This window comes from Runella limosa DSM 17973, assembly GCF_000482465.1.
In the GTDB taxonomy this organism is placed as follows: domain Bacteria; phylum Bacteroidota; class Bacteroidia; order Cytophagales; family Spirosomataceae; genus Runella; species Runella limosa.
In genome coordinates, this window is the sequence record NZ_AXVJ01000025.1 from 198,301 (window position 1) to 214,697 (window position 16,397).

12 protein-coding genes are annotated in these 16,397 nt (G+C 44.8%); 3 read left to right on the forward strand and 9 right to left on the reverse strand.

From position 1 onward, the window contains the following. Positions 1 to 23 precede the first annotated feature (23 nt). The 3 genes from K339_RS0100860 to K339_RS0100870 all read right to left on the reverse strand — a co-directional run bounded on the left by K339_RS0100860 (position 24) and on the right by K339_RS0100870 (position 4,600). Positions 24 to 1,523, reverse strand: coding sequence for a DUF7133 domain-containing protein (locus tag K339_RS0100860; protein ID WP_229598674.1), 1,500 nt, complete (start codon positions 1,521 to 1,523; stop codon positions 24 to 26). 172 nt (positions 1,524 to 1,695) lie between these two features. Next, positions 1,696 to 2,781 carry a plastocyanin/azurin family copper-binding protein gene (locus K339_RS32250; RefSeq protein WP_051397719.1) on the reverse strand — a complete coding sequence of 362 codons (1,086 nt, stop codon included), beginning with the start codon at positions 2,779 to 2,781 and terminating at the stop codon, positions 1,696 to 1,698. Between the two features lie 157 nt (positions 2,782 to 2,938). After that, on the reverse strand, positions 2,939 to 4,600 hold the full coding sequence (locus K339_RS0100870; protein ID WP_084332066.1) for a DUF5060 domain-containing protein: 1,662 nt from the start codon (positions 4,598 to 4,600) through the stop codon (positions 2,939 to 2,941). Between the two features lie 292 nt (positions 4,601 to 4,892). On the opposite strand from K339_RS0100870, the gene K339_RS0100875 reads away from it, so the two are divergent. Together K339_RS0100875 and K339_RS32255 are read left to right on the forward strand one after the other, a co-directional pair. Beyond that, positions 4,893 to 5,894 (forward strand): LacI family DNA-binding transcriptional regulator, encoded by a 1,002-nt coding sequence (locus K339_RS0100875; protein ID WP_028521911.1) that lies wholly within the window; start codon positions 4,893 to 4,895, stop codon positions 5,892 to 5,894. A gap of 3 nt (positions 5,895 to 5,897) precedes the next feature. Next, positions 5,898 to 6,953, forward strand: coding sequence for a Gfo/Idh/MocA family protein (locus tag K339_RS32255; protein ID WP_037298786.1), 1,056 nt, complete (start codon positions 5,898 to 5,900; stop codon positions 6,951 to 6,953). Here K339_RS32255 and K339_RS0100885 read toward each other — a convergent pair. Genes K339_RS0100885 through K339_RS0100910 form a run of 6 tightly spaced genes read right to left on the reverse strand, consistent with a single transcriptional unit; the run spans position 6,931 to position 14,415 of the window. Continuing rightward, the gene (locus K339_RS0100885; RefSeq protein WP_028521912.1) at positions 6,931 to 8,622 is read right to left on the reverse strand and encodes a D-alanine--D-alanine ligase family protein; all 1,692 of its coding nucleotides are present in this window, start codon (positions 8,620 to 8,622) and stop codon (positions 6,931 to 6,933) included. The two genes, K339_RS32255 and K339_RS0100885, sit on opposite strands and share 23 nt — an antisense overlap. Before the next feature lie 53 nt (positions 8,623 to 8,675). Continuing rightward, on the reverse strand, positions 8,676 to 10,175 hold the full coding sequence (locus tag K339_RS0100890) for an RNA/DNA-binding domain-containing protein (RefSeq protein WP_028521913.1): 1,500 nt from the start codon (positions 10,173 to 10,175) through the stop codon (positions 8,676 to 8,678). Next, positions 10,172 to 10,747: a DUF4062 domain-containing protein gene (locus tag K339_RS32260; RefSeq protein WP_157607434.1), complete on the reverse strand. Its 576-nt coding sequence runs from the start codon at positions 10,745 to 10,747 to the stop codon at positions 10,172 to 10,174. Before K339_RS32260 ends, K339_RS0100890 begins: the two co-directional genes overlap by 4 nt. 33 nt (positions 10,748 to 10,780) lie before the next feature. Beyond that, entirely contained in the window at positions 10,781 to 11,680 is a 900-nt protein-coding gene (bla, locus tag K339_RS0100900) for a class A beta-lactamase, subclass A2 (RefSeq protein WP_028521915.1), read from the reverse strand. 19 nt (positions 11,681 to 11,699) lie between these two features. After that, positions 11,700 to 13,763 carry a glycoside hydrolase family 97 protein gene (locus K339_RS0100905; protein ID WP_051397722.1) on the reverse strand — a complete coding sequence of 688 codons (2,064 nt, stop codon included), beginning with the start codon at positions 13,761 to 13,763 and terminating at the stop codon, positions 11,700 to 11,702. A 31-nt stretch (positions 13,764 to 13,794) separates the two neighbouring features. Further along, complete coding sequence (locus tag K339_RS0100910) at positions 13,795 to 14,415, reverse strand: DUF4230 domain-containing protein (RefSeq protein WP_028521917.1); 621 nt, start codon at positions 14,413 to 14,415, stop codon at positions 13,795 to 13,797. A 288-nt stretch (positions 14,416 to 14,703) separates the two neighbouring features. Between K339_RS0100910 and pyrG the strand changes: the two genes are divergently transcribed. Then, positions 14,704 to 16,395, forward strand: a complete 1,692-nt coding sequence (pyrG, locus tag K339_RS0100915) for a CTP synthase (RefSeq protein ID WP_028521918.1) — start codon at positions 14,704 to 14,706, stop codon at positions 16,393 to 16,395. Positions 16,396 to 16,397 lie beyond the last annotated feature (2 nt).

The following is a 16,397-nucleotide window of genomic DNA, read 5'->3' on the forward strand; positions in this document are numbered from 1 at the left end:
TACATTTTTTTTCCCAAACTCCCCTACTTTAGTTTATTCAAGGTATAATAAATCGCGCGGTTCATGAGCAGTTTTCCATCAGGTGTTTTAAGTTCTCCCATTTTAAGGTCATAGACGTATCCAGCTTTCAATTCTGCCAGTTTAAAGGATACTTTCTTGCCATCAGGCGAAACCGTCACTTCTTTAATTGCTACGTCGGCCACGTCGGTTTTAGGCGAGCCGTACGGGCGGTGGTATTTGTAGTAATAACGCTGAAATTTATATAAACTCGGATTAGCCGCTATTTTGGCATCTACGGGCAGCGAGAATGTAAGTTCAAAGCCTTCTTTGGTCAGGTTCATCGCCATGATTTCGAGCGGTACTTTGCCTTTCCAGTGAATCCGAGACAATCCTTCGTCGCCGACCCAACCGTGGTCGTTGTGACCAATCCACAAATCGCCGTTTTTGTCAAATACCAATCGGTTATTGCCTTTCAATAGCCCCGTACCATCGCCAAAAGCCACACAAGCACCCTGCATTTGTCCACCTACTTCTTCCATCAGTAAACGCACCAAGCGCGGATAATCCATTTCTCCAATGAATAGTTGCCCCGTAAAAGGCCCAAATTTCCCGCCCGTGTTGTCGAGTAAAGGCTGAGTTACCGAATGGGCGATTTCGGTATGTGGAAACGCTATCGCTTCGCGGGTTCGCATACTATCGAGCTGTTCGACGGGCAACGAAAGTGGCTTGACACGAGGAAAGTCTTTCTTCCAAATTAAGCTCGCGACGTGTCCGTAAAACTTATCTTTTTCTACGTGATACAACGGGCTAGTCCCACGCCAATCCCCCTGATTATCCGACACATACAAACGACCTTTGGCATCCAAACCCAATCCATTGGGCGAGCGAAAGCCCGATGCGTAAGGCTCCAGTTTATTGGTTTTGACGTTATATTTCATCACCCAACCACGGTACGGCACACACGAATACATACGCCCCTCGCGACTGAGCGAATCGTACGTTCCGCGAATTTCGGGACGAATTCCCGCACCGTTGGAGGCCACATTGAGCGCAATAAAATAATTGCCGTCTTTGTCTTTGAGCGGTCCAAAAGCAAATTCGTGGTAGTTTCCTGACATCCCAAAATCGTCGGTGACAGTTTCATAAACATCTGCCACTCCGTCATTGTTGGTGTCTTTGATACGCGTCAACTCGGGGCGCTGCATCACCAAAATCTCCGTATTGCTAATAGCAGCTACGCCGAGCGGGTCATGCAACCCTTCCGCAAATTTCTTCCAGACTTTGGTTTTGGGGTTGTAAGTCATCACTTCTCCCAAGTGAAAACACGCCACCAAACGGCCATCGGGCATAAAATCCATCCCACCCGTCTCGGCACGTAGTCCTTTGGGCAGCTTGATTTGTTCGGTCTCGTAATAATTGGTGATTGTATCGCGCTGCGCGTACAGCGGGCTTATCAATAGTTGAACCAAAAAATAGGCAATCAAAAAGCTTTTTTGTAGGCCGCTACTTTTGGGATAATTCATCGTTAACTCGATTCTTAAATGGATTCTTTTTACGTATTTTTTTTCTTCGATCACTTTTCGGTTGAGAGCAACCGAAAACACACTCCAGTGCTTGCGGTTACTAATAACCGCGACCCACTGCGAACTAAACCTCGGCGCAAGCTTTCGGTTGTGAGCAACCGAAAACACGGTATTAATGCCCGTGATGCGCTCCGTGTGCTGTATTAGGCGACTGCATCGTCACGACGCACTTGGTCGTTCCTTTGGGAATGGTCAGCGTACCGTTTTGCCACTTCCCTACCGACGATTTGTAGGTGATGCCATCCGTCGATTGGGTCACCAAATAAACCAATTGCGTGGTTGGTTTGCTAAACACAAATGTTCGTACCAAGCCTTCGTCGTTGGGTTGAGCCTTCAGAGTTTCTCGCACTTCTACGCCGTCGATGGCATAACGAAACGTAGGCAGACGATTGGTCAAGGTGTATCCCTTAAAATCTACTTCGGGTAATTTATCTGCTTTTCCTACCCGCAATGGATACGTGACATTATCTTTAAAATAAATCGTTCCTTGGATTTTTCCCAAGGCATTGCCATTCCCTTTCCAATGGTCGGTGTTATCGACAAAACCACCGCGCCACGCATACCGCAAATAACACTTACCCGCGTCAAAACAATAAGCATGAGACGCCGTCAAAGCCACCGCAATGGCCGCAGGACTACAGTCGGGCATAAACGTGCGGTAGAGCAGCGGGTATTCGAGTGGAAAAGGGTGCGGCGAACTCGGGATGCGCTCCAACGTTTGGCGCGAAGGTGGAATATTAGGGTCGGTGGCGAGTAGTGGTAACGGCTTGGTGGTGACGTACATCGCACCGTACATCACATAGCCGTGTCCTGGGTAGGTACACACGTACGGGTACACACCTTCGGTCGCAGGCGCGGTAAACGTAATGGTCTCGGTGGTGTTGGGGACTAAGATTTTACTCGCTACCAATACCTCTGGCATCGGAGGCACATAATTGACAGCTTGGGCTTTATCGCCCATTTTGATGACGGCTTCTACCACAGGCAGGCGCTTATCGGGCTGCGTAATCACCAAATTATGCGCCATGTCGTCTTCGTTTTTAAACAAAATCTTGACTTTTTGATTGGGTTTGACCGAAAAACGCGCCAAATCAAATTGTAGGCCCGTAATGGCTTGCAGCGTGATGGTGGTGTCGGACTGCCCAAACGAACGAAAGGCGAACAAAACAACGAATAGTCGAAAAACAACTTTGTACATACTACTTGGCTTAGTCGGAAAGGTCTCTTGCTATAAATACTGGAAAACCCGAAAATTTACTCCCCGCTTTCCCGTAATTCAAAAGAAAAACGCTGAGGCAAGCAAATTGTTCTCAAAGAACATTGTTTATCCCAGCGTTTAACAAGTATTTTTATAGTTAGCGTCCTTGAACTACTAACACGGCCGACTGACCCTTCCAAGGCGATTTGTAGCTTTTAAATAAATACCAATCGGCTAGAGGCTCCTCGTGCGTTTCTCCCGTAAAAATATTAAACCAAGAAGCCTGAAGCTTACCCGTTGCAGGCTTCGGAATCACCAAGTTGGTTTGGTAATTTTGGGAAGGTACAAAGTAAAGATACAAGCCTTTATTGTCCGTCAAAGGATAGCCACTTGAGGCCAAATTATCGTTTCCCAGTCGGCTATTAATCGTTAACTTCGGCTTGTAGGGAGTAAGCGTATTAAAGTCATATTTTGTAAATAGCGTTTGTAAATGTTGGTAGTAATCAAAGCGTGGCTTAGAGTAAGCGGTTGAACTAAGGGCATCATGAATCACGATATTCCACGAGGTGTTTTGCCAATAATAGCTTGAATACACACCTGCAAAAACACAGGCATAATTACGTTCAAGGCATACTTCTGGGCTAGTATAATTCCCTGTGAATGATACAAAAGGCCCTTCTTCGTACCCTCCATGTTCGATATTCATCACTGGCTTATTGGGGTGTTTGAGATAGGCTTCTAAGCTTAAAGAATACAAATCAGAACGCCAGTTTTGAATCGAAATAAAATCCACCTTATCGGGCTCGCGCGAGCAATATTCATAATCATGAACTGTCACCAAGCGTTGGTAAGCATCAAGGCGCCGAATACGGCTAATTCGCTCATTGATGTACGGGATGTCACAGCGTCCATAGTCGAGGGCTTCTTTGGATACATCCCAAATGATATTGGGGTATGCTTGATACCGCTTAATGATGTAATCGAAATACCGATTATCTTCCGCCGAATACATCGTTGGCCAATTGACCTTTTTATTCCAGACATAAATCATCAAGTGACACACAATTCCTTGTTCATGCAAGTAGTTGACCACCCTATCTAGGTGTTGAAAAAAAGGCACATTGAGTTGCGAAAAATCGGGATGTTCGTTGGTGCCTCCAAAAACGGTATAAGGAGGTTTTTTATAATTGTAACGTTCAGGAACCTCCTTAGGGGTTGGCCATCCGACATCATACGCATACACATTCATTACGACTTGGTTAAACCCATTTTTCTTTACGTCTTGAATAATTTCTTTGGTTTTCGGTAAGGAAGCCTTTGGGTCATTTATGTCAAGTGCAAATAGCCAGTCAAGCTCAAAAGCCAGCGCGAAATAGGGTTTCCCATCTTGGTACACAAATTTTTGAGGCGTTTCCGCCGCCACAGTAACAGCACCATGATTTTCTGGTTTTACTGCTTTATTGGCAACAATCTTTCCCCTCAATCCTGCTAAACTTTTTACGGTCGAAAACGTTTCAAAGGTAAGAGTACCCGTTTTAGATGGCGTAAAGCGCAGCACGTATTCGTTTGCCCCATTGTAAAATCCTGCCACCGATTGTTTTTCGTGCGCTTCGTTCGTAATAACAGCCCCAAACGTCAAATCGAAGGGACTCCCCTCAACCGAGTTGGGAAGTTTAAAGATTAGGTCAAGGGGTTGATACTGCTCCGCCACAATAGTCGTAACTTTACCAGTATATTCCATTTTTTGTTGTCCCTTGACAATCGTACTTTGCAGAAGACAAGCGAGGGCTAGTCCCCTAAACAGAGGTTTAAGATTCATTCAAAGATGCGTTAGATTCCAATTAATAAGTCCAAGAAACAATTTGTAATTTTCCGTTATGTGCAACGACTGATGTCGTTTTTTGCACTTTCATTTTCCCACAAAGTGTCTATAAGTTTTTTTCATTTTACAAGAAATTCAAGCTAAATATTTCTGCAAACCTTTGCAAAAGCGATTAAAAAGCCCAATTGCGCCTTCTATTCAATGATTAGATGACATTTTTCACCTGCTTTTCCCCAAGAAGCCTTGTTCCTAACAAATTATACATTTCCGTTATTGAGGGCCTAAGTGCATGAATGAAATAACCTTAAAAACAATCGCCGACCAGCTGGGACTTTCGATTTCGACGGTATCAAGAGCATTGAAAAACCATCCTGATATAAAGCAAGCTACCAAACAAAAAGTAGTAGCTCTTGCTCAACAATTAGACTATGAGCCAAACTCGCTGGCAGCTCAACTTTTGCAACGAAAAAGTAAGACCATCGGGGTCGTTGTACCTAAAATTCTGTATCCCTTGTATGCCCTCGCTATCACTGGGATAGAAGACATCATTACCCAACACGGCTATCAGGTGGTTATTTGCCAAACGCAAGAAAGTTATGCCAAGGAAGTCGAACAAATCAAACGACTTCTTTCCTTTAGAGTGTCAGGCATCATCTTGTCTATTTCGGCCTATACAACTCAGTATGAACACCTTTACAAGGTAATTCGCAAAAACACTCCACTGGTTTTATTCAATCGTGACTGCCAAGAAGTCGAGTGTTCTAAAGTGCTCATCGACAATCACAAGGCCGCCTACGAAGCGGTACGTGTTTTTTTAGAACTAAACAAAAATCGAATTGCGTACATCGGAGGACCTACGTATTTACAAATCAGCCAACGCCGTTTATATGGGTATCAAAAAGCCCTCGAAGACGCTAATCTTGATCTAAACCTTGATTATATAAAATTGGTTGATTTTGAAAAGCAATCTATTGACGAAGCCATTCACCAACTTTTAGCACTACCTACTCCTCCTAATGCCATCTTGACTTTCAGCGATCAAATTGCTCAAGCGACTATCGTTGTAGCCAAACAAAAAGGGTTCAGTATTCCCCATGACTTGGCGGTCATTGGTTTTAACAACGAACGAGCCGATGAGCTGATGACCCCCACTTTAAGTTCGATAGACCAGCCCGCCTACCAAATGGGGGTTTGTGCTGCCGAACTGATATTAAAACAGTTGAGCAGTGAGCAGCCGCTTTCGGAGCAAATCATTTTAAAAAGTACACTCATCCGCCGTCAATCCGCCTAAAATATGGCAACACCGCAACCTCCCCTGAAAGGATTACTCGTCGGAACGGGCTTTTTTAGCCAATTCCACATCGAAGCTTGGATAAGACTACCCAACATCTCAATTGTAGCCGTGTGTGGCTTAGATGCACACGAAGTTTTGGCTTTTTCTCAAAAGTGGTCAATCCCAAATGTTTACACTTCATTTGAAGAAGCACTAGAACAAGAAAAACCTGATTTTGTTGATATTATTACCCCTCCCACTACCCATTTTTCTTTGGTACAACAAGCAGCCCAACGTGGAATTGATATCATTTGTCAGAAACCTATCGCCCCTTCCTTGACCGAGGCTCAGGCCCTTGTTTCGCTTGCCGAAAAGTACCAAGTGCGGCTGATGGTGCATGAAAACTTTCGGTTTCAGCCTTGGCACCGCGAGCTAAAAAAACTACTTGACAGTGGGGTAGTTGGGAATCAAATTTACAGTATTTATTGGCGAATGCGTATGGGAGATGGCTGGCAAACCGATGCCTACTTGGCACGGCAGCCTTACTTTCGCGACTACCCCCAACTCCTCGTTTATGAGACAGGGGTACATCTCATTGATACGCTAAGGTACTTGACAAACAGCGATGTTACAGGCGTAATGTCGCGTTTACATCGGCGCAATCCTCAGATTCGAGGCGAAGATAGCGGCATGGTTTTTCTTGAGTTTGAAAACAAGATAGAGGCTATTTTGGATATGAGCCGATATAACGAGGGTAGTCACCACAATCCACGTTATACCTTTGCCGAGTGCCTTTTTATTGATACAAATGGGGGAACCCTACGCCTGTTTCCGAATGGGTCTATCGAAATACAGCCGCTAGGACTCCCCCCTACGATGCACTTTTATCCACACAACGACTACGGTTTTGCGGGCGATTGTGTCTTTGCTTGCCAGCAGCACTTTGTTGATTCATTGCTCTCCCATCAACCTTTTGAAACATCAGGGAAAGCTTATCTTAAAAATCTAGAAATTCAGGAGCAAATCTACGCCAAGTCTCCATTTCGTACTGAAACTACCCCACAAAACGCTTCGTGATGTTAATCGCTTTGGCGCGGGTTTCTTCAATCAATGGGTGAACGGGCTGTGCCAACGCCTCTAAAACGTCGTCGATGGTATCTTTAAATAAGAGGTTGACAGGCATCACGACTTTTTCCGTCTCGCTGGTTTGCAACACGGCAATGGGTTTTACTTTGCCCGAAGCCGATAATTGACTAAAGCGACGGCGGCCGTCCAAATAGCCTTCTTGGGTAGGTTCAAAAACCACTTCTTCGGTGGTTATTTCGGCCAACTGCGCCGCATTTTTTTCGTCCAATGCCGCCAATAATTGACGCAAATGCACCGTGTCTTTTCCCGTCCGAATCCGCTCCCGCAACGACTGACGAATCAAGTACGTGATGGCATGTGTCACGTCTAAGCCAATTTCGGCCATTTGTTTAAAAATCAAGGACGTTGGCGACATCCCAGGTAACGTATTGGGGTCGTGGAGCAAAACACGCCCGTCGGGCGTTAAAAACCCGTCAATACGCGCCACCGAATTCATGCCCATTTTTTCAAATACCAACGCAATGTTATATTGAATTTTTTGGTTGAGCTCCAGTGTCGCACGTACGGGAATAAACTTCCGAGTAACGTTTAGTTTATATTTTGTTTTAAAATCAAACGTCTGATTTTCTTCAAGTTTGGCAATCTCAGTGGGAGGTAAAGCGATGACCGTACCATCGTTGTCCTGAATCACCCCGCACGAAAACTCTTGTCCTCTGACAAACTCTTCCAACAATACTTGGTCTTCGGCATTGGCGGATAAAAGAGTCCGTTTGAGTGTTTCGGGTTGACTGTTGCCCGTTGCCCAATTCCCCAACTTCTCAAGCAATTCGGTGGGGTGATAGATAAATTCACCCGTTTGTTCGAGTACAACGGGGTAACCGATGCTTTCGTCGAGATTGGCAATGCGCTGCGCAAATGCGTGTTTTTCCTCCTCCGAGTATCCTTTCCATTCGTCAGCGGTTACTTCCAAAGCAAAAAAGCACTGGTTCATGGCTTTCACAAAGTCGTCGAGGCTATCTTCTTTGACAATCGCAACGCCAATCGACGACCCTTGGTGAGGGGCTTTTACCACAATCGGCAAGCCCAACTCCGCTTTGGCTGCTTCAAATACCTCCGCCGCTTCCGTTCCACGCCATTGTTCCCAGCGAACCACCTGCATTTTTTTCTGCTGACCGTTGGCGCGGGCAATCTGCTCGTTTTGCAAAATTTTATCAATACTCACTGCCGACCCTAGCAATCCAGGTCCCATATACGGGATTTTGTGCCACTCTAGCAAACCTTGAACAGCACCATCTTCACAGTCGGGGCCGTGGAGGATGATAAAGGCAAAGTCGAAATACGTTTTAAAATCTTTGGGCTGAATCGGCGTACCAATAGCGTGCATCAACGCCTCAATTTCTTGGGGTGCAAGTTGTTTTTGCAACGACTCAATATACACTTCAAAACCACCGTCGCGAAAGGCAGGCCCAGGATAAAACTCCCGAATCCCCGAATGGTACAACTTTTCCTCGTCGGTCAGGATAAAATTACCGAGGCTGTCCACAAACACCAGTACAGGAGTGAACAACGTTTTGTCGATGTTTTCGTAGGCAGTTTTACCACCTGCATAGGAGATTTCGCGCTCACGCGCTGGGCCGCCAAAAAAGATTCCGATACGCACGTTGTAATTAATTTTAATTGGATAAGTAATTTTTATTTTTATCTCAAAGCTCTCTATGGCTCTAATTGTTTTTTAGACTTTTCAGTCAAAAAATACCCCCCTGTCTGTGCTGCTTCGCCTCTAAACTCCACCAATCCAGCTTCCTTAAGTTGCTGAATATAACGCTCCATCGTCCTTTCCGAGACATTTACAGCACGAATGTAGTCTGGTGCTCTATACCCTTCTGTCTTTCCTATCGTTTGAAGGAGTTTGACTAAATTTTCTCTCACCTTACTGGTGGTATTCGCAAAAAAAGCTTCGCCAACTATTTTTACAAAAGCTCCGTCAGTTGCTCCGTCAGTTGCTCCGCCAATCACAGATTTATCAACGATGCCTTCCTTTCTATGATTAACCCCATTTTCTTCATTAAAAAAAGTGAGTTTAATCGTATGTTCTCCTATTTCCCAAACTGGTGTTTTAAGACCTGCTTTTTTACAAGCCTCAATAATTTTCAGTGTCCCCCGTCCTATTTTTTCGATATAACCTTTCATAAATACAATTTGGGCTATATCAGGGTTATAAGGCATAGACAAATGGTTTTTCTTCAATTCACTCGGTTTGTAAGGCGACTTTCCAGTATTGGTTATTTCGAGCCTATCGGGATAAATAATAATAGATAGATTGCTCGAAGGTTTTCCATACTCCCGATGTATCAACGCATTCAACACCCCCTCTCGAAGTGCTACCATTGGATAAACATAACCATCGCTTCTTACCCATTGAGTTTCGTCAAATTTACGTACAAAGGCTAAGTTATTTTCAAGAAACTTTTGGATAGCTTCTATATTTTGAAAGATATTACCTTCCAGCACTTTATCGTCCGTAAAGACATCTTCTGTTTTTTCTCCTTTCAAATAAGCTATCCTCACCCTCGCTTGAGGAATAAAACGTGCGGGGTTTTTAGCAAATAAGATGACTGCTGCATTCGTAAAACCCCCATTTTGGCAAAGGCCATAATGCGACAAAAAATCTATCGGTTCTGCGAAGGTATCTTTCAAACTAGCGATCGCCTCTTTGGCCATCATCTTTTTAACCTCCAGCATATCTAAATCGTCAATCTCTACGCCCAACGCAATTTGACGTTCCCAGTGAATGTCATTTTCTTGGCGTTTCTGTATCAGTCCAGATATTTCTTTTGAGGTAGCTTTATGTGTACGCTCTCCCGTTCGAGCGTAAATAATGCCTTCAAAAATATAAGGTTGTTTTGAGCCTTCCCACACTTTTAATAGAAGTAATGGTTTTTCATCATATATTTCAACCGATACCATTACTGGAGCTTCGGGCACTATCTCTTCAACAAGATACGTTTCTAGCTCCTCTTTAGCATTCTCAACATCATTAACTCCAACGATGGTTTTGTTATCACTGACACCTATCAAAAGTTGTCCACCTCGATGATTTAAAAAACTACAGATCGTTTTACCGATACTTTCTTTACGAACAGACTCTTTAAACTCAAGTCGCTCACTCTCCTGCTGACTTAGTAAATCTTTGATGAGTTGTTCCGATTTCATTTTGTTAAATCCTTTAAGTTTGCCAGTTCACGTTCTACTCTTTTTATATCTTTGAAAAGGGTTTCGACATGTCTGAACGCCTCATCTGGTCTAAAAAACTCTTGTACCCAATGGTATTTTCGATGCTCGTAGGGTAAATCATTTTGTACAGCATCATTGTACATATCAATTACTTTAACACTATCCATCACTGAGGTTTTTTGAATTTCAAAACTATTTCTCAGCTTATCAGTGAACATATACTGCAACAAGAGTTTGCGTGAAAAAGTAACAAAACTATGGGCAAGAAACCTCCTTGGCTTGTTTAATTCAATGGCTTTCTTAAACTCCAAGTGGGTTATTCCTGTACTATAAAACGGATAAATAATACCAAAAAAAATATCACAATCTTCCAAAGCAGCTAAACAAGCTTCTGTATTGCTCATTCCCAATGGCGGATGTAAGGTTCCATATTCTGAATTGATTACATCGTATCCGTAGCCTTTAAGCATTGCACATATTTGCAGCAAAACATCTCTGTTTTGATACACTGAAGATGCCAGCATCAATTTAATTTTACGCTTTTTACCCATTGCGCTCTTGGCCTATTTTATCCTTTCTCTTTTTTATTTCGTCAAAAAATAATCCCACGTTACTTTTGCCGCTTCTGCAATGACTCGGTCGCACTGTGCCTCAGGCAAAGGGGTATTGGACAAGAAAACCGCAATAGCCACGTATTTTCCGTTGGGAAGTTGCATAATGCCAATGTCGTTGGTCGCCACGATGATTCCCTGTTTATTCACGCCTGAGTAACCCGTTTTGTGCGCTACCGTCGCATTGGCAGGCAATACTCCCTTAATTTTACGTGGGCCAGTCGTCGTGCTCACCATCGTATTCCATACAAAATCCCAGCTATGCTTTGAGAGTATCTTTTTTTCAAAAAACACAGCTAATAGCTTCGCGGCGGAGCGCGGTGTACTCCAGTTGGCAAACTGAACGCGGTCATCGGCATGCATCTCTTCTTCAGTACCCACAATATTTACGTCACTGATTCCAATACTTTTGATGTATTTATCCACCACTTTTGTTCCTCCCATGAGACGAAACAAAATATCACAGCCATTATTATCGCTTTGCGCCACGGTGTATTCGAGGATTTCGCGCAGCGGAAGCTCTACCTCACCGTTGGGGTATTTTTCCCGCAAAGGGCTCCACGTATTAGGCAACAAGTCTTTTTTGGTCACTTTAATTTTTTGCTCCAACGTCCATTTCCCTTTATCAATCTCGTTCATCACTGCCAACGCCAAATGAAACTTATACACACTCTGCATCGGGAAATGCCCTTGTCCATTGACACTCACGGTATCGCCGTTGCTCAAATCAATCACTCCAACGCCCAACACTCCATTGGTGGTAGCCGCTACCCGCTGTAACTGTTGGCGAAGTGCGCTATTGGGTTGCGCCCACGACGGGCTAGAAAAAAGAAAAAATACTTCTACTAAAATGGCAAGCTTTGACTGTTTCATACTTTGTAATGGATAGAAATTATTGTTTGATGATGCTGATGGCGCACCCGCCGCCTTTGGCCAAACGAATGCTGAGGGTAGTCTTGTTGGTAACGGTCATTTTCTCAATTTCGTACGCTTCGGGATTAGTTTGCCAGTCAGCCCCTTCCCCGTCGCGGTAGATGGTGGCTTGGTACGTGGCACCTTCTTCTAAAAAGTCAAAGTTGAGGATGGAAGTACGCGCATTTTCGTCCGAAATCGCCCCCAAAAACCAGTTTGGTTTTCCTTTTGCTTTGCGGGCAATCGTAACAAAATCGCCTGGCTCGGCCGCCAATACCTTGGTATCGTCCCAATCAACAGGAACGTCTTTGATAAACTGAAACGCGTCTAAGTGCTTATTGAAGTTTTCGGGAAAATCGCCCGCCATTTGCAAAGGACTGTACATGGTCACGTATAATGCCAGTTGTTTAGCCAACGTCGTCCGAACGCGCGTAGTGCGCGAGGCGTCGTATTGATTAAGCTGAAAATGAAAAAAGCCAGGGGTATAATCCATCGGGCCACCCATCAAGCGCGTAAAGGGTAAGATAGTTTCGTGTTCGGGAACAAGGCCTAGTTTGGGGGCATTGTTAAACTCGTTTCCTCGGGCGGCTTCGTTGGCGAGCCAGTTGGGATACGTTCGGTGTAAGCCCGTAGGGTGTGCAGGTTCGTGGGCTTCGACCATAATTTTGTATTCCGCCGCTTTTTGCGCCACTCGTTCATAATGATTGACCATCCACTGCCCGTCGTGATGCTCTCCTCGCGGAATGATACGGCCTACGTAGCCCGTTTTGACCGTATTCATGTGGTTATCTTGCATGTACCGAAAGGCCTTATCCATCCAACGTTCGTAATTGGTCACCGCCCCCGAAGTCTCGTGGTGCATAATAATCCGAACGCCTTTTTGACGGGCATACTCCGTCAGTTCTTTGGTGTTGTAATCGGGATAAGGAGTGATAAAATCGAACACATTTTCTTTCCAGTTGCCAAACCAGTCTTCCCAACCCTCGTTCCAGCCTTCCACCAATACCCCATCAAAACCGTGTTGGGCGGCAAAATCAATGTAGGTTTTTACGTTGGCCGTATTGGCTCCGTGCTTTCCCGACGCTTTTTCCCAAGTCGCTTTCCCCACGTGCATTTCCCACCACATCCCGATAAACTTTTGGGGCTTAATCCACGAAACATCCATAATTTTTGAAGGCTCGTTGAGGTTCAATATCATTTTCGACGCCAAAATATCCGTCGCTTTATCACTCACATTGATTGTCCGCCACGGAGTGCTAAACGGCGTTTGCAAATAGGCTTTGTTACCTACTGCATCGGGCACGAGGTGAGACGTAAGGGTAAACGTTTTTTTGTCGAGTGCAAGGTGCATCACAGGGTAGTTGACCAAGGCCGCCTCGTGCAGGTTGATGTACATACCCGTTGGGGTTTTGAGCATCAACGGCACCTGAATCACGTTTGGCCCAATGACCGATTTAAGAGCAATATCAGTCTCCTTCGCTGCTGCCGCCACCGCGTCCACTTGGCTCAGTGGAGTGGTGTTGTACAAATACTCGTTGGTATCATAATCACCTGGTATCCAGAAGGCTTTATAATCGCCAGCCAAGTTGATTTGCGTCAGTTCGTCGGCCACCACAAAGTGATTGAGGTGTTCTTGTTTAGGGAACTCGTACCGAAACCCTACACCTTCATTGAACACCCGAAAGGCCACTTTCACCACAATTCCCGCTTTGTCTTTGAGGGTCAGCGTCAGGGCTTTGTAATGGTTCCGAATTTGATTTACTTCTCCCCAAACAGGTTTCCATGTTTCGTCCACGGTGGCAGAGTCTATGCTCACCAGCGAAAATTGGGTCAACATCGTTTTGGGACGGCTCAACGAAAAGCCCAGCGTGGACGGCTCTACAAAAGTCGTTTTTTTGTAAGAAACGCTGTACGAAACCGTGCCATTGGCAGCAAGTTGGGTCTTGAGCACCACGTTTTTGTCGGGCGAAGCCACGGTGGTTGTTTGGGCGTGAGTGCCTCCTAACGCCCCTAGCAATAGCGCAAGTAAAAGTGTTTTTTTCATTTGTATCATCATAGGTTAAATTAATTCTCTCTCATCGTGGCTTTGCCAGCGTCGCTTTCATTCGGTAGCGGAGCACCACTTTTTTGCCCGATATTTTTTCTAACACAGGCTTCAAAATTTGATTGGCATTTTGTTTAGTTTGTTCCAAAATCCCCATTTCTAAAGCTGCTTTTTGAATTTGTTGCTCGGCATGTTGGTAAGCCGCTTGCACCAGTTTGGCTTCTTCCATGAAGGCATACTCGGTATTGTAGACTTTGGACTTTGAGTGGTCGATTTTATAGCTACAAAGTTCGGGTTCGGGCAAGTGTACAATGACCGTATCCGACTCCTCGGTGACGTCGGACGTCGTAATTTTTGTCAAATCAATGCAGCCAATCGCCTCACCTTGTACAATCAATACTGCTTTGGGGTTGGGTAGCCACTGCACTACTTGCTCGTGCTCCACGATGTCTTTGAAATTGTATTTTACTAGCTCCATTTTACCCAGTGCCTGCACTTCTTCAAGCACCACAGCATGAGTCGTTTGGGTCTCGTTTTCAGCCCCCAACGAAAACCACTTCCCCGTTTTGAAAGCTTCCCACAGGGCAATTACCCCGCTGATTAACACCACTGCAAAAACAACTCGCAACAACAAACGAAAAATAGTGGACATACAGGAAAGTACTTAATTTGAAAATGAGAAAATTTGAAAATAATACATGCCCTCTACAAGGCAACCTAACGCACGAATCGCTTCTCTGAGTAAATGTACAAAAGTTAGATTAATCTCTTGGTAAGCTAGTGAGAGAGATAATTATCAACTTTTTTTAATACAATTTTCACTGCTGTCTATCAATGACTTAGCCGTTTTATTAAAAATCAAGTTCAATTTAGATAGCGACACAGACGTAAAATTCTGTACCTTTGTATCCCGTAACCAGTCCAAACAAACTCCAAAGTCATGGCTGCTCACGGGCAAAAAACCGCAAAATATATCTTCGTTACTGGCGGTGTAACATCTTCATTGGGAAAGGGGATTATTGCCTCTTCACTCGCAAAACTCCTCCAATCACGCGGATTGTCGGTCACTATTCAAAAATTTGACCCCTATATCAACGTTGACCCAGGAACACTCAACCCCTACGAACACGGTGAATGCTATGTAACAGACGACGGCGCCGAAACTGACCTCGATTTGGGTCACTACGAGCGTTTTTTGAATGAGCGTACCTCGCAGGCTAATAACGTCACTACGGGCCGTATTTATTACGACGTCATCATGCGCGAACGCCGTGGTGACTTCTTGGGAAAAACCGTTCAGGTAGTTCCTCACATTACTGATGAGATCAAAAAACGAATGCTTCTTCTCGGTGAAACGGGCGAATACGACATCGTTATTACCGAAATCGGCGGCTGTGTGGGGGATATCGAATCTCTGCCATTTTTAGAGGCTGTTCGTCAGTTGAAATTTGAATTGGGCGAAAACGATGCGTTGGTGATTCACCTTACGCTGATTCCTTATTTGAGTTCGGCAGGTGAGTTGAAAACCAAGCCTACTCAACACTCCGTTCGAATGCTCCAAGAATCAGGTATTCAACCCGATATTTTGGTATGCCGTACCGAGCACCCACTTCCGCAAGAAATGCGCCGCAAAATCGCGTTGTTCTGCAACGTTCAACCCGCTTCGGTGATTGAAGCCATGGACGCATCGACGATTTATGATGTACCGCTTTTGATGAAAAAAGAGCGCCTCGACCAGCGCGTGTTGTACATGCTAGACATTTACGACGACAAAGACGTGGATTTGGAAGCGTGGCAGATTTTTGTAGATCGTCTCAAAAATCCAAAACACCATATTCGTATTGGATTGGTGGGTAAATACGTAGAACTACACGACGCTTACAAGTCCATCACCGAGTCGTTTATTCACGCTGGGGCGGTCAATGAGTGTAAAGTCGAAATCGAATGGATTCACTCCGAGCACCTCACTCCCGAAAATGCGGGTGAGAAAATGGCGTCGCTCGACGGAGTTTTGGTAGCTCCTGGCTTTGGCGAGCGCGGTATCGAAGGTAAAATTGCCGCCGTACAGTACGTTCGCGAACACAACATTCCGTTTTTTGGTATCTGTTTAGGAATGCAAATGGCCGTCATTGAATACGCTCGCAACGTGTTGGGTTGGGCCGATGCGCACTCTACCGAAATGGATAGCGAAACCGATCACGCGGTGATTGGAATGATGGAAGATCAGAAAAACATTACCAACAAAGGCGGAACAATGCGTTTGGGAGCCTATGCTTGCAAATTGCAGTCGGGTACGTTGGCACATAAGATTTATGGCAAAACCAAAATCAGCGAGCGCCACCGTCACCGTTATGAGTTCAACAACTTGTACCGCGCCGATTTCGAAAAAGCTGGTATGACCATGTCAGGTATCAACCCTGAAAACGATCTTGTAGAGGTTATTGAGCTTTCAAATCACCCTTACTTCATTGGCGTGCAATATCACCCTGAGCTAAAGAGTACGGTCATGGCTCCTCACCCGTTGTTTGTTCATTTTGTCAAAGCGTCTTTGAACAATGCCAAACAAAAACGTTCAACCAAAAAAACAACGGTGGTTGAGACGGTAGCCGAACCTGCAGGAGCAACGGCATAATC

What these genes read in the sequence shown, in the direction of transcription:
- K339_RS32250 (WP_051397719.1), bottom strand. Translation starts at nt 2,781, where the DNA reads ATGTACAAAGTTGTTTTTCGACTATTCGTTGTTTTGTTCGCCTTTCGT.
- K339_RS0100905 (WP_051397722.1), bottom strand. Translation starts at nt 13,763, where the DNA reads ATGAAAAAAACACTTTTACTTGCGCTATTGCTAGGGGCGTTAGGAGGC.
- bla (WP_028521915.1), bottom strand. Translation starts at nt 11,680, where the DNA reads ATGAAACAGTCAAAGCTTGCCATTTTAGTAGAAGTATTTTTTCTTTTT.
- K339_RS0100875 (WP_028521911.1), top strand. Translation starts at nt 4,893, where the DNA reads ATGAATGAAATAACCTTAAAAACAATCGCCGACCAGCTGGGACTTTCG.
- pyrG (WP_028521918.1), top strand. Translation starts at nt 14,704, where the DNA reads ATGGCTGCTCACGGGCAAAAAACCGCAAAATATATCTTCGTTACTGGC.
- K339_RS0100890 (WP_028521913.1), bottom strand. Translation starts at nt 10,175, where the DNA reads ATGAAATCGGAACAACTCATCAAAGATTTACTAAGTCAGCAGGAGAGT.
- K339_RS32260 (WP_157607434.1), bottom strand. Translation starts at nt 10,747, where the DNA reads ATGGGTAAAAAGCGTAAAATTAAATTGATGCTGGCATCTTCAGTGTAT.
- K339_RS0100870 (WP_084332066.1), bottom strand. Translation starts at nt 4,600, where the DNA reads ATGAATCTTAAACCTCTGTTTAGGGGACTAGCCCTCGCTTGTCTTCTG.
- K339_RS32255 (WP_037298786.1), top strand. Translation starts at nt 5,898, where the DNA reads ATGGCAACACCGCAACCTCCCCTGAAAGGATTACTCGTCGGAACGGGC.
- K339_RS0100910 (WP_028521917.1), bottom strand. Translation starts at nt 14,415, where the DNA reads ATGTCCACTATTTTTCGTTTGTTGTTGCGAGTTGTTTTTGCAGTGGTG.
- K339_RS0100860 (WP_229598674.1), bottom strand. Translation starts at nt 1,523, where the DNA reads ATGAATTATCCCAAAAGTAGCGGCCTACAAAAAAGCTTTTTGATTGCC.